Source organism: Aeromonas sp. R6-1, from assembly GCF_040908165.1.
GTDB classification, from domain to species: Bacteria; Pseudomonadota; Gammaproteobacteria; order Enterobacterales; family Aeromonadaceae; genus Aeromonas; species Aeromonas caviae.
Genome location: NZ_JBFODF010000046.1, coordinates 149,859 through 163,208, shown reverse-complemented (window position 1 = coordinate 163,208; position 13,350 = coordinate 149,859). Strand labels below are relative to the sequence as shown.

Sequence of the window (13,350 nt, the reverse complement as noted above, 5' to 3'; positions counted from 1 at the left end):
ATATTTCATCCCGACACCTTTCTCCCATGGCAGGACCTCCCATGACGCGGCTTTATTGTGCCTCCTGCCAGAACGAGGGTGCGAGAGGACAGGCCCGGTGCTACCTTGTGCCACGAACAGTGCCACAGGACAGAGGAGCCATAAATGGATCGCTTGGGGGTGATGGAGGTGTTCGTGCTGGCGGTGGAGACCGGCTCGTTTTCGGCGGTGGCCCGCCGACTGGGGATGGGGCAACCCACGGTTTCCAGATTGATTGCCCAGCTTGAGGCGCACCTTGGTAGCCGCCTGTTGCTGCGTTCGACCCGGGGGCTGGCGCCCACCGAGGCCGGAGAGGCCTACTATCTGCGGGCGAGAGAGATCCTGGCCCAGGTCCACGAGGCCGATGCCATGGTGCAGCAATGCCGGGCGGGCCTGAGCGGGCGTCTGCGGGTGAGCGCTCCCGTCACCTTCGCCCGCCTGCATATCATTCCCCATCTTGCCGGTTTTCTGGCGGCTCACCCGGGACTGGATCTGGAGATCCTGCTGGATGACGGCAATGTGGATCTCATTTCGGCGGGCATCGAGGTGGCTCTGCGGATCGGCAAACAGGCCGACTCGTCGCTGGTCGCCCGCTGTCTCGCCCGAAGCGACATGCGGGTGCTGGCGACGCCGGCCTATCTGGCCGCCAAAGGAGAGCCTGAGACCCCTCAGGCTCTGCAACAGCATGATCTGGTGCTTTACAGTCCACGGCCCGGAGTGGGGCAGCAGTGGCGATTTCGCCGCGGCGTCGAAGAGAAGGTGGTTTCCGGAGAAGGCAGGCTGACGGTCTCGGCGGCCGAAGGCATGCGCGCCGCCGTGCTGGCAGGACTGGGGCTCGGTATCGCCTCGGAGTGGATGTTTGCCCCCGAGCTTGCCCGCGGCGAGGTGGTGGCGGTGCTGCCCGAGTGGCAACTGCCCATGCAGGAGCTCTGGACCCTGCTCCCGGCAGGTCGCCAGCCTGGTGCCAAGGCGAGCGCCTTTCTGGCATTCGTGACCGGCCTGCCCGGCGTGGGGCATGCACCAGCGGAATAACTGTTATGGTCCCCACCGCTCTACTGGTGGCGACGCTCCCCGGGTAGGCTGTGCGCATGGGGCCCGTATCCTGGCGGGAGCCCTTCTACCACGAGGAGAAGATCATGAGTACATCGCCTTCTGCCGGAGGGGCCGCAACCCCCGGCCCCTCCCTGCTCTTCGCCATGGCCCTGTCATGCGGCCTGGCAGTTGCCAACATCTACTACAACCAGCCCATGCTGGCGGTGATGGCGCAGGACTTTCCCGGGCACTCGGGCATGCCATTGATCGCCATGCTGACCCAGCTCGGCTATGCCATGGGTCTGCTTTTGCTGGTGCCGCTTGGCGATGTGCTCGAGCGCCGCTGGCTCATTCCGGGGCAGTTTGCACTGATCGCGCTGGCTTCCCTGCTGGCGGCCACGGCCACGAGTGCCACCACCTTGATGCTGGCCTCCGTCCTGCTCGGCATCGGGGCCACGGCGGCCCAGCAGATAGTTCCGGTGGCGGCGACCCTGGCAGATCCCGCCCGCCGGGGTGCAGTGGTCGGCAGCGTGATGAGCGGCCTGCTGGCCGGGATACTGCTCAGCCGAACGGTCGCCGGTCTGGTCACCGCCTATGGCAGTTGGCGCGCCATGTTCTGGCTGGCCATTCCCCTGGCCCTGTCGGGGGCCCTGCTGATGGCCAGGATGATACCGTCCGGATTGCCGCGCTCTCCCCTCGGTTATGGCCGTCTGCTTCACTCTCTGGTCGGTCTGTGGCGCGAGGAGCCCGCCTTGCGCCGCGCGACCCTGACCCAGGCCTTGCTGTTTGCCTCCTTCAGCGCCTTCTGGACCGTGCTGGCGTTCTACCTGGCCGAACCTGCCTATGGGTTGGGGGCCGACATGGCGGGTCTGTTCGGCGTCATCGGGGTGGCTGGGGTGGTGGCGGCCCCTCTGGCAGGCCGGATGGCGGATCGGTTGGGGGCCAGACCAGTGGTATTGGCCGGTGCCGTGCTGGTGGTGCTTGCCTGGATCTGTTTCGAGCTGTGGCTCTCTCTGGCCGGGCTGGCGTGCGGGGTCATCTTGCTGGATCTCGGAGTGCAGAGCGCACTCATCGCCCATCAGCAGCGCATCTATGGTCTGAGACCTGAGGCCAGGGGGCGCATCAATACCCTCTTCATGACCGGCATGTTCCTGGGGGGAACCCTCGGCTCCAGCCTGGGGATGCTGGTCTGGCAACAGGGACACTGGCTCGGGGTGGGAGCAGCCGGCATGGGGTTGGCCCTGGTTGCCTGTCTCTGCGCCCTGGCCGGCAGGCGGGGGCTGCAACCGGCCATCTGAGGCATGTGCAAGACAAGAAAGGCGACCCCGGGGTCGCCTTTTGTCTGTCTGCTCGGGATGGACTCAGAGCACCATGGCGGCAATCCAGCCGAAGATCACCAGGGGGATGTTGTAGTGGATGAAGGTTGGCACCACGCTGTCCCAGATGTGGTCGTGCTGACCGTCGGCATTGAGGCCCGATGTGGGGCCGAGCGTCGAGTCGGAGGCGGGGGAACCCGCGTCCCCCAGCGCGCCCGCGGTGCCCACCAGGGCGATGGTCGCCATGGGCGAGAAGCCGAGGTGGATGCACAGGGGCACATAGATGGTGGCGATGATGGGCACGGTGGAGAAGGAGGAGCCGATCCCCATGGTGATGAGCAGGCCCACCAGCAGCATCAGGAAGGCCGCCAATCCCTTGTGACCTGCCATCATGCTGGAGACGGACTGCACCAGACTCTCCACCCCGTGGGTCTCCTTCATGACGGCGGCGAAGCCTGCGGCCGAGATCATGATAAAGCCGATGAGGGACATCATGCGCACACCCTGGGTGAAGGCATCCTGGCTCTCGCGGAATTTGATGACGCCGCCGCAGGTGAAGATGATGAAGCCTGCGAGCGCCCCCAGCACGATGCTGTTGGTCATCAGTTGCAGACCGAGTGCCACGGCGATGGCCAGCAGGGCGACCCAGATGTGGTTGAGATTGAGCTCGACCGTCTCGGGTTCGGCGGCCAGGATCTTCTCCAGATCATACTGACGCGGCTTGCGGTAGCTGAAGAAGACGGCGATGAGCAGGCCGAGGAACATGCCGAATACCGGGATGGCCATCGCCAGGGGCAACTGGCTGAATTCCACCGGTACGCCGTTGTCGACGAGATTCTTGGCCAGGATGTTGTTCAGGAAGATGCCGCCAAAGCCCACCGGCAGCAGCATGTAGGTAGCGGTCAGGCCGAAGGTGATGACGCAGGCCACCTGACGGCGGTCGATCTGCATCTGGGCCATGACATGCAGCAGCGGCGGGATCAGGATGGGAATGAAGGCGATGTGCACCGGGATCAGGTTCTGGGAGGAGATGGAGACCGCGAGCACCGAGGTGAGCAGCAGGCTCTTGACCCAGAGAATGCGGGTGCTGCTGGCATCCTTGCCGAGCTGGTTGATGACCTTGCGGGCCAGCAGATCGGTGATGCCGGAGCGGGAGATGGCTACCGCGAAAGCCCCCAGCATGGCGTAGGAGAGGGCGATTTCTGCACCGCCGCCCAGGCCGCCGGTGAAGGTGCTGAGGGTCTGCTCGAGGGAGAGTCCGCCGAGCAGGCCACCCACGATGGCACCGATGGCGAGGGAGACCACCACATTGATCCGCAGCAGGCTGAGCACCAGCATCAGCGCCACCGCGATAACAACAGGATTCATTTGATTTCCTTATGGATTGTGTTGCTGTCAGTCGTGTGAAAGCCAGCTAGTTTGCGAAAAACAGGCTAAATGTCGAGAAAAAAATCGGCAGATCCCGGCCAAGGGACGCATCTTCTGCTGGCGGTGAACGGGAACCGGGAAAATGGCCCTTCTTCGTTGCCCAGACAGGTCCCCTCATGCAGACAGGCTGCCATGGGCAGCCTGTCTGGGCAGGGGCTGGGAGTGTTCAGCCCTCGTCTTCGGTGTCCGTCGTTTCATCCGGGTTGGCCAGAGGCCAGCCTCCCAGGCTCTTCCAGCGATTGACGATGTGGCAGAAGAGCTCTGTGGTGCGCTCGGTATCGTAGAGGGCCGAGTGGGCCTCTTTGTTGTCAAAGGGGATATTGGCGCTCTGACAGGCCTTGGCCAGCACCGTCTGTCCCAGGGCAAGACCCGAGAGGGCGGCGGTGTCGAAGGTGGCGAAGGGGTGGAACGGATTGCGCTTGAGGCCGGCCCGCTCGGCGGCGGCCATTACGAAGCCGTGGTCGAAGGTGGCGTTGTGGGCCACTATGATGGCGCGACCACAATCCTGCTCCTTCATGCCCTTGCGCACCCCCTTGAAGATCTCGGTGAGTGCTTCCTTCTCGTCCACCGCGCCCCGCAGCGGGTTGAAAGGGTCGATGCCGGTGAACTCCAGCGCCGCTTTCTCCAGATTGGCGCCCTCAAAGGGCTGGACATGAAAATGGAAGATCTGGTCAGGGACGAGCCAGCCCTGCTCATCCATCTTGAGGGTGTGGGCGGCTATTTCCAGCAGGGCATCGGTCTTGGCATTGAATCCGGCGGTTTCAACATCGATGACGACGGGGTAAAAGCCGCGAAAACGGCCCTTGAGGGTGTGAACGGCGTCGGTCATGGTATCTCGGTCGGCGTGAAAGGAGGCGGCATTATGGCAAAAAAGCGGGCCCTTGTCCCTTATCTGCCGCCATGGGACGGCAAGAGGACCATTTTGAAACACCTGTGCTTATAATGGGCGACGTCAACCATGGAGGGAGAGGACGATGAAGAAGCTGGGATTGGCACACAAGATGATGTTGGTGGTCTGTCTGCCGCTGTTGGCCCTGCTGTTTTTCTCCGGCCGGTACGTCTATGAACGTTATCGGGTCGAACAGGAGATGAGCGGCGCCCTGGTCGCGCTGGCGGTGGTGAAGGAGGCGGCGCAGCTGGCCCATGAGCTGCAACGGGAGCGCGGCATGTCTGCCGGTTTCCTCGGCTCTGGCGGCAACAAGTTTCGCGATGCGCTGCCTGCCCAGCGCAAGGTGGTGGACAGCCTGTTGCAGCGTTTTCATCAGGATCCTGCCTTGCTGGCGCTGACCGAGGTGCAACAGGGAGTGGCCGGACTCACCGCCATGCGTGAGCGGGTCAGCGCCCTGGGGGTCGAGGTGGCGGAACAGGTCGGCTTCTATACCCGCCTCGTGACCGCCTTGCTGGCGGTGGTGGACAAGATAAGCGTCGACAGCATGGATGCCACCATCGCCCTGCAGACCAATGCCTACGCCGCCTTCCTGCAGAGCAAGGAACGTGCGGGGCTGGAGCGGGCGACGCTCAGCAACGTCTTTGGCCGTGACAGCTTCACGCCTGCGCTGTTGCAGCAGTTCATCTCCCTGCTGGCGGCCCAGAACACCTATCTCGAACGTTTCCAGGCGGTGGCGAGTCCCGCCCAGCGTCAGTTGCTGAACGACAGCCTCGCCTCACCCGTGGTGGCCAAGGTGGCCGCCATGGAGAAACTGGCCCTGGACAAGGCGGCAAGCGGCGGTTTTGGCGTCGATGCCGAGGCCTGGTTTGCCTTGAGTACCGACAAGATAGGCCTGCTCAAGGAGATAGAAGACAGCCTCTATCAGCAGCTCTTCGAGCGAGTTGAACAGATGCGGGTCGGGAGTGCCAGTGACTTCTGGTGGGGGGCGGCTGGCGTGTTGCTGTGCATCGTCCTGACCACCTTCGTCTGCTGGCGGGTGGTGCGGGATCTGCATCTGGGCTTCATGGCCCTGCACCAGACCTTCAAGCGCCTGGTGCAGGAGAACGACCTGACCGTGCGGGTCGACTGGCGATCCGGGGATGAGCTGGGGGCCCTGGCGCGGGATCTGAACCATTTCCTCGGGCACCTGGAGAGTTTGCTGCTGGCTGTGCGCCACTCCTGTGACGTGCTGATACGCAGCGCCGCCAGCTCGGCCGAGGTCATTGCCGAGGTGAATGCCGGCGTAGTCAGGGGATGCGGGCAGGTGGATCTGGTGGCGACTGCCGCCACCGAGATGGCATCGACTGTCGCGGAGATTGCCCGCAACGCCACTCAGACCTCCCAGGCGACTCAGCAGGCCATCGGCCGGGCGAAGCAGGGTGACAAGGAGGTGGATCAGACCATCCACACCATCCAGCAGGTGGCGGGTACCCTGAGTGATACCCAGCAACTTGTGGACAGCCTGCATCAGGATACCGAGTCGGTGGGCGAAGCGCTCAACCTCATCAAGCAGATCTCGGACAGAACCAACCTGCTGGCCCTCAATGCCGCCATCGAGGCGGCCCGTGCCGGTGAATCCGGGCGCGGCTTTGCGGTGGTGGCCGACGAAGTGAGAGCGCTTGCCTCCCGTACCCAGCAGGCGGCGGACGACATAGAGCGGATGCTGGGCCGTTTGCGCCAGGGGGCCAACGAGGCGGTGGCTGCCATGCACACGGGCACCGAACAGGCGGGTCTGAGCGTGACGGAGGCCAAGCGGGCGGGGAGCGAGCTGACCGACATCGTCAACGAGGTGCGCAAGGTGAGCGACATGACGGCCCAGGTGGCCACCGCCACCGAGGAGCAGCGTTACGTGACCGACGACATCCAGCAAAACGTGATGACCATCCGTGACGTGTATGAAGCCCATCGCCAGCACTCCCATACCTTGCAACAACACAGTGCCGAACTGGATGCCCTGGCCCGGGATCTGGCGGGACGCATCGCCAGCTTCAAGTTGATGGCCCCTTCTTCCCCCCATTGAGCGTTTTGACCTAAAGCTTGTCCTGCCGCTGCCGATAGATAATTCGAGATAGTGTGGAGGACAAGCCGTTGAATGCTTGGGTGTTGGGGTTGATCAGCATATCAGTGAGTATGCAGTTGCAGGCGGGCGTGACCGAATTTGGCGCCGGTCTGGATCAATCCGTCTGGCGCCTGACCTCTGATACCCAGGTGGAGTGCAGGCTGGAGCATCCTATTCCCCGTTGGGGAACCGGGGCCTTTGTCAGCCGGGCCGGGCGCAAGATCAATCTGGATTTCGAGCTCAAGGGGCAGCGACCCCAGGCGCGTACCCAGACAGTGAGCCTCGGGATCATGCCCCCCAGCTGGCGTCCCGGGGTGGCCGGGCGACAGATCAGCCAGTTGCAGTTCTATCAGCAGTTTGACGGCCTGGTGGCGGGGCAGACCGCCTGGACCATGCTGGACGAGCTGGAAGGAGGGCGTATGCCGACTTTCCAGTATCGCGATTGGTATCGTCAGGACAGGCCGGTGCGGGTATCGCTTTCGTCGGTCAATTTCAGGGTCAAGTACCAGGCGTTCATGGACTGCCTGAGTGGCTTGCTGCCCTACAGCTTCAACGACATCGCCTTCAGCGTGCTCTCCTATGACAAGAACAGCGATCAGTTGTCACCGGCCTCCAAGCGGCGGCTGGCGATGATCGGTGACTATGTGAAGGCAGACAAGAGCATCGATGTGGTGGTGATCGACGCCTACAGCGACAGCTATGGCGGCCGCTGGCCAAACCAGAAGCTCTCCGAGAAGCGGGCGGATGCCATCAAGCAGGTGTTTGTGGATCTCGGCATCGAGGAGGGCAAGATCTCGGTGGAAGGGCACGGTGAGAAACAGCACGTGGCCTCCAACGAAACGGAAGCTGGCCGAGCCAAGAACCGCCGGGTGGTGATCAACATGGGACGCAACGGCACTATCTGATCCCGCTGAGTCATCGAGAGGGGCGGGATTTTCGCTGTAGTCAGGAATAAAAAATGCCAGTCGGCGAACCGACTGGCATTTTTTTCACGGGTATCCGGGATTACTTGGCCAGGGATTCCGGCAGGTTTTCACGGATCTTGCCGAGCATCTCTTTAAGAACGCGCGGGTTGGCAACCACGATGTTGCCGGAGTTTTCGTAGTTGTGACCACCGACGAAGTCGGTGACGATGGCGCCGGCTTCTTTGGCCAGCAGCTCACCGGCGGCGGTGTCCCAGGGTTTCAGGCCGATTTCCCAGAAACCGTCGACGCGGCCAGCGGCCACATAGGCGAGATCCAGCGCGGCGGAGCCAGCACGACGGATGTCTGCGCACTCGATGAACATGCTCTGGAACATCTTCAGGTAGGGTTCGATGTGGTGCTTCTGCTTGAACGGGAACCCGGTGGCCAAGATAGTGCCGGAGAGCTCTTTGGCCTTGCCGACACGGATGCGGTAGCCGTTCAGCTGGGCGCCGCTGCCACGGGTGGCAGTGAACAGCTCGTCACGGATGGGATCGTAGACAACGGCTTGTTCGGTCTTGCCCTTGACGCGCAGAGCGATGGAAACGGCAAAGTGCGGAATGCCTTTGACCAGGTTGGTCGTGCCATCCAGTGGGTCGATGATCCATTGGTAGTCCGGATTGGTACCGGCAATCTCGCCAGACTCTTCAGCAACGATGCTGTGTTCCGGGTAAGATTTTTTGATGGTGTGAATGATGGCCGCTTCGGCGTCACGGTCAACGTTGGTCACGAAGTCATTGCTGCCTTTCTGGATAACCTCGATATTCTCGGGTTGAGAAAAGGCTTTTACTACTACTTGACCGGCGTTGCGCGCAGCGCGCACGGCGATATTCAGCATCGGATGCATAGGTTCACCACTGGATGTTAAAGAACGGGGGATAAAAGGACGCGACATCTTACCAAGATATTCGGGAATAGCAACTGCTATGCCCTCATTCGGTCAGGGTGGTGACTGACAGATCTGACGGCTCCAATAAAGACCTGTAATCAACTAGTCTTATCGCGACAGCCGGATAACAGGCTGTGGTGAGCATAGGGATATGAGCCATGAATCTGTCATTAGTCAGTCAGAAACCGTCGTCGCCGACGACTCTGGGTGTGTTGGCCGCACTGCGTGCCGCCAGCGAAGAGAGCGATTATGTCACCGAGGTCCGGGTGGCGCAGCCCCAGCAGTGGCAACCGTCGAAGGATGAAGCGGCGATCCTGCTGCTGGAAGAAGAGGGAGCTGCCTGGCCTGCTCCGCTCTGGCCTGCAGGAGGCAGTGCACTGGGATTGCCGGTGCTTCCCCTGTTGGTGCATCGACAGTATGAACATCCTCCACAGGGGCCGGATGTTCGGGATCCGCATTTTTATTTCGTCTCCAACGGTATTCTGCTGGATGAGGCCGAACTGGCGGATCCTGCCTGCAGCCTGGTGCTGCAAAGCAAGTTTGAATCCTATTTCCCGCTGCTTTCCCGTCTTATCTTGCTGCGCCAGCGCCAACCAGGGGTACTGAGCAGCTAATCATCTCACCCTCGATGCGGGCTGTTCAAGGGGCACAATATTTGTCATAACTGACCGACATTGTGCCGCTTTGCTATGGCCTGTGCAGCGGCTCACCGTGTGTTCGTCGACGGAGGTGACATGAAGGTTTATGAGCTGAGACGAGCCCCCAATGCCCGTCGGGTCAGAATGTTTCTGGCGGAGAAGGGGATCGAGATGGAATATCAGCAGGTCGATCTGGGGGCGGGGGAAAACCTGGCGCCCGCTTTTTTGACCAAGAACCCGGCCGGGCGCATTCCTGTGCTGGAACTCGATGACGGAACCTGTCTGAGTGAAACCCTGGCCATCTGTCGCTATTTTGAAGAGCTTCACCCCGAACCGAACCTGTTTGGCAGCACCGCGCTGGAGCGCGCCACCATAGAGATGTGGAGTCGCTTCATCGAGTTCAACCTCTGGCTGCCGACCGGTATGGCGTTTCGTCATATCACCGGTTTTTACAAAGACCGGGAGCGGGTCTTCCCCGAATGGGGGGAGGAGTGCAAGCAACAGGCTCAGATCTGGTTTGACAAGCTTGATGCCCGTCTTGCCGAGGTGCCCTATATTGCGGGGGAGCGCTTCACCATCGCCGACATTCTTGCCCTCTGTACCATTGATTTTGGCAAGGTGGTTGGCCTGCGTATCACCCCCGAACAGCCCCATTTGCAGGACTGGCATGACCGGGTGAGTGCCCGGTCCAGCGCCCAGGCCTGATCCTTTCCCCTGAACGTTCAAGGAGTCCAAGATGATAGAGTTGTACACTGCCGCCACGCCCAACGGGTTCAAGGTGTCGATTGCTCTCGAAGAGCTGGGGCTGCCCTACAAGGTCATTCCCCTTGATTTCGCGACCATGGAGCAGAAGAAGCCCGAGTTCCTGGCCATCAACCCCAATGGCCGCATCCCGGCCATCGTCGATCGGGACAATGGTGACTTCGCAGTGTTCGAGTCCGGCGCCATCCTTATCTATCTGGCGGAAAAAACCGGCAAGTTGCTGCCGCAGGATCCCAAGCGTCGCTCCCAGGCCATCCAGTGGCTGATGTTCCAGATGGGGGGCGTCGGTCCCATGATGGGGCAGGCCAACGTCTTCTATCGCTATTTCCCCGAGAAGATCCCGGCCGCCATCGAGCGTTACCAGAAGGAGGGGCGACGCCTGTTCGAGGTGCTCGACGGTCATCTGGCACACCATGAGTATCTTGCGGACGAGTACAGCATCGCCGACATCGCTACCTGGCCCTGGGTGCGCATCCACGACTGGAGTGGTATCTCCATCGAGGGGTTGGTGCATTTGCAGGCCTGGATGGCACGCATGGAAGCCAGGCCCGCCTGCCAGAAGGGCATCACCATTCCACCGCGCAATGAGAGCCCCGAGGATCAGGTCAAGCGGGCGCAGCAGATGGTGACTCGCTGACACCATCATGATGGCCCTGACGGGCCATTTTTTTTATTCCCCTTTGACTCCCCGTTGTTTGACGATCTGCATCGCAGTCGTTTTTTGTCTTTCAAATAAGCCATTTATCAAAAATCAAAAGTCATTCTTCCTGATTAATTGTTATGTTATAACGCCATCTCTTTGGTTGATGAACATGAAGCTTGGATGGAAAGGATGACAAAAAAATGCACCGCAGCCGGGTGGTTCGCCCTGGCTCTGATGGCAGGAACGACTGCAGCCGACGGCAAACCGCTTGCCATGGTGGGGCCCTGGGAGATCCACAGTGTCGACCCCGCCAGCAACGGGGTCTTCTTTACTCGCATGCAGGTGGCGGAGACCCTGGTAGATGTCGATAGGAAAGGCAATCTGCAACCCGGGCTTGCCAGTGAGTGGTCGCGTAGCGATGACGGTCTGCAGTGGCGATTCACGTTGCGCCCCGGGGCCCGTTTTCACGATGGCAGCGAGGTGAGCGCCGAGCAGGCCGCTTTTGCCCTGCAACAGGCCTGGCGCAAGCCCGGCGTGATGACCAGCGCTCCCATTGCGTCCATCGAGGCTGGCGATGGCGTCTTGAAGGTCACCCTGAGCGAACCCTTCGCCTCCCTGCCGGCCGTGCTGGCCCACCCCAGCACCCAGATCCTGGCGAAGGCCGCCTACGATGCCAAGGGGGAGGTAACCCAGGTGATAGGCTCTGGCCCCTACCGCATCACCCGCCTGCAACAACCCCAGCGGATAGAGACTGTGCGTTTCGACGGCTGGCAGGGGGCCAGGCCCGCAATTGAGGAGGTCAGCTACCTGACGGTGGGGCGTGCAGAGAGCCGCACCCTGATGGCCGAGAGCGGTCAGGCCGACATCGCCTGGGGGCTGGATCCGGTCAGCATCCGCCGCTTGCAGCAGGCGTCACGGGTCTCCATCGCCTCGGTCACCCTGCCACGGACCATCCAGCTCAAGCTCAATGGCGCCGATCCCCGTCTGAGCGATCCGGTGGTGCGCCGTGCCCTGAGTCTCGCCATCGATCGTCGTGGTATGGCAGCCGCCCTGCTGCGGGATCCAGAGATGGCGGCAACCCAGCTCTTTCCTCCCACTCTGGGGGAGTGGCACCAGCTCGGGTTGACGCCGCTTGCCTATGACATCAAGGCGGCCCGGGCGGCCTTCGCGGCGGCAGGCTGGCAGCCGGGGGAGGACGGTGTGCTGCGCAAGGGGGAAGAGCGCTTCGCCCTGACCCTGCGTACCTTCCCTGACCGTCCGGAGCTGCCGCTCCTCGCCACGGCACTGCAGGCGCAGTGGAAGGCGGTGGGGGTGGAGCTCAAGGTGGCGGTGGGCAACTCGAGCGAGATCCCGGCGGGCCATCAGGACGGCTCGCTCCAGCTTGGTCTCTACGCCCGCAATTATGCCCTGGTACCGGATCCCCTGGTCACCTTGCTGGGGGACTTGGCCCCTGCCGGTGCGGACTGGGGGGTGATGAACTGGCACTCCCCGGCCATGACGCAAACACTGACCCGCCTTGCCACGCAAGCCTTGTCGCCCACAGACGCCGCTGCGGCTCGCCGGGAGATAGCCACGACACTGCAACAGGAGTTGCCGCTCCTGCCCATCGCCTGGTACCGCCAGAGCGCGGCGGTCAGTCGGGGGCTGGAGGGGTTTGAACTCGATCCCCAGGAGCGCAGCTATGGCCTGGACAAGTTGACATGGAGCGCACGATGACAGCGACACCCTTGTCTCGCGTCATGGGGATACTGGGTCAGCGTCTGGTGCAGGCGCTGGTGGTTGCCCTGCTGGTGGCCGGACTCTGTTTTCTGATGGTGCAGTCCCTGCCCGGAGACATCGCCTTTCGCATCGCGGCGGGTCGTTATGGCTATGACTATGTCACCGCCGAGGCGGCCAACGCGGTGCGCAGCGAGCTGGGGCTGGCCGGCTCGGCCCTTGCCCGTTTTGGCGACTGGCTGTGGGCCTTGCTGCAAGGGGATCTCGGCAGCTCCCTGGTGACGGGCGCACCGGTCGCCACCGACGTGGGTCATCACCTGGGCGCCACCCTGACGCTCGCGAGCGCCTCCGTGGTGCTGGCGCTGGTGGTGGCGCTGCCGCTTGGCAGCCTGAGTGCGCTGCGCCCGGGGGGATGGTGTGATCGCCTGACCCTGGGCTGGAGCGTGCTGATGCGTGCGTTGCCCCCCTTCTTGCTCGGCCTGGTGCTCATGGTGATGCTCTCGGTGGAGCTGGGCTGGGTCAGTGCGGCAGGGCACGGGGAGGGGAGCAACCTGCTGCTGCCCGCCCTGACCCTGGGATTGGGGCTCTCCGGCGTGCTCTCCCGGGTGGTGCGTGAAAGCGTGCTCACCGTGGTGCAGTCCGGTTATTACCGATTTGCCCTCACCAAGGGGCTTTCGCCGGCCCGGGTTTTCTGGCGTCACGGTCTGCGCAACACCGGGGTCAGCATCATCGCCTACACCAGCGTGCAGCTGGTGCTGCTCATCGAGGGAGTCGTGGTGGTCGAGAGCCTGTTTGCCTGGCCCGGGATCGGCCATGCGCTGGTACACGCCATCTTCTGGCGCGACATCCCCATGGTTCAGGGGACAGTGCTGGTGCTGGCGGTGCTCTTCGTGCTGCTCAATACCCTCACCGATCTGCTTTGTCTTGCCATTGACCCCCGTGGTCCCAAGGAGTCCTGA

Annotated in this window: 12 protein-coding genes; 9 read left to right on the top strand and 3 right to left on the bottom strand. The window is 62.4% G+C overall.

Annotated elements, in window-relative coordinates; all coding sequences use genetic code 11:
• The first annotated feature begins 144 nt into the window (after positions 1-144).
• Together AB5Y68_RS15780 and AB5Y68_RS15775 are read left to right on the top strand one after the other, a co-directional pair.
• Positions 145-1,050 carry a LysR family transcriptional regulator gene (locus AB5Y68_RS15780; RefSeq protein ID WP_039038759.1) on the top strand — a complete coding sequence of 302 codons (906 nt, stop codon included), beginning with the start codon at positions 145-147 and terminating at the stop codon, positions 1,048-1,050.
• 104 nt (positions 1,051-1,154) lie between these two features.
• Positions 1,155-2,348 (top strand): MFS transporter, encoded by a 1,194-nt coding sequence (locus AB5Y68_RS15775; RefSeq protein ID WP_039038817.1) that lies wholly within the window; start codon positions 1,155-1,157, stop codon positions 2,346-2,348.
• Positions 2,349-2,411: 63 nt separating this feature from the next.
• Here AB5Y68_RS15775 and AB5Y68_RS15770 read toward each other — a convergent pair whose 3' ends face one another.
• Together AB5Y68_RS15770 and rnt are read right to left on the bottom strand one after the other, a co-directional pair.
• On the bottom strand, positions 2,412-3,734 hold the full coding sequence (locus tag AB5Y68_RS15770; protein WP_039038758.1) for a Na+/H+ antiporter family protein: 1,323 nt from the start codon (positions 3,732-3,734) through the stop codon (positions 2,412-2,414).
• 226 nt (positions 3,735-3,960) lie between these two features.
• Positions 3,961-4,623, bottom strand: coding sequence for a ribonuclease T (gene rnt, locus AB5Y68_RS15765; RefSeq protein ID WP_010675098.1), 663 nt, complete (start codon positions 4,621-4,623; stop codon positions 3,961-3,963).
• Positions 4,624-4,768: 145 nt separating this feature from the next.
• Between rnt and AB5Y68_RS15760 the strand changes: the two genes are divergently transcribed.
• Together AB5Y68_RS15760 and AB5Y68_RS15755 are read left to right on the top strand one after the other, a co-directional pair.
• Entirely contained in the window at positions 4,769-6,742 is a 1,974-nt protein-coding gene (locus AB5Y68_RS15760; RefSeq protein ID WP_039038756.1) for a methyl-accepting chemotaxis protein, read from the top strand.
• 68 nt (positions 6,743-6,810) lie between these two features.
• Positions 6,811-7,686, top strand: coding sequence for an OmpA family protein (locus tag AB5Y68_RS15755; protein ID WP_039038755.1), 876 nt, complete (start codon positions 6,811-6,813; stop codon positions 7,684-7,686).
• Positions 7,687-7,786: 100 nt separating this feature from the next.
• Here AB5Y68_RS15755 and suhB read toward each other — a convergent pair whose 3' ends face one another.
• Positions 7,787-8,590 carry an inositol-1-monophosphatase gene (gene suhB, locus AB5Y68_RS15750; RefSeq protein ID WP_039038754.1) on the bottom strand — a complete coding sequence of 268 codons (804 nt, stop codon included), beginning with the start codon at positions 8,588-8,590 and terminating at the stop codon, positions 7,787-7,789.
• A gap of 200 nt (positions 8,591-8,790) precedes the next feature.
• On the opposite strand from suhB, the gene AB5Y68_RS15745 reads away from it, so the two are divergent.
• From AB5Y68_RS15745 to AB5Y68_RS15725, 5 genes are all read left to right on the top strand, one after another.
• Positions 8,791-9,246, top strand: coding sequence for a hypothetical protein (locus tag AB5Y68_RS15745; RefSeq protein ID WP_039038753.1), 456 nt, complete (start codon positions 8,791-8,793; stop codon positions 9,244-9,246).
• A 120-nt stretch (positions 9,247-9,366) separates the two neighbouring features.
• Positions 9,367-9,975 (top strand): glutathione S-transferase family protein, encoded by a 609-nt coding sequence (locus AB5Y68_RS15740; RefSeq protein WP_039038752.1) that lies wholly within the window; start codon positions 9,367-9,369, stop codon positions 9,973-9,975.
• A gap of 31 nt (positions 9,976-10,006) precedes the next feature.
• Positions 10,007-10,669, top strand: a complete 663-nt coding sequence (locus tag AB5Y68_RS15735; RefSeq protein ID WP_039038751.1) for a glutathione S-transferase family protein — start codon at positions 10,007-10,009, stop codon at positions 10,667-10,669.
• 195 nt (positions 10,670-10,864) lie between these two features.
• A complete protein-coding gene (locus AB5Y68_RS15730; protein ID WP_039038750.1) occupies positions 10,865-12,391 on the top strand; it encodes an ABC transporter substrate-binding protein in 1,527 nt (508 codons plus the stop codon).
• Positions 12,388-13,350 carry an ABC transporter permease gene (locus AB5Y68_RS15725; RefSeq protein WP_039038749.1) on the top strand — a complete coding sequence of 321 codons (963 nt, stop codon included), beginning with the start codon at positions 12,388-12,390 and terminating at the stop codon, positions 13,348-13,350. The genes AB5Y68_RS15730 and AB5Y68_RS15725 overlap by 4 nt, the downstream gene beginning before the upstream one ends.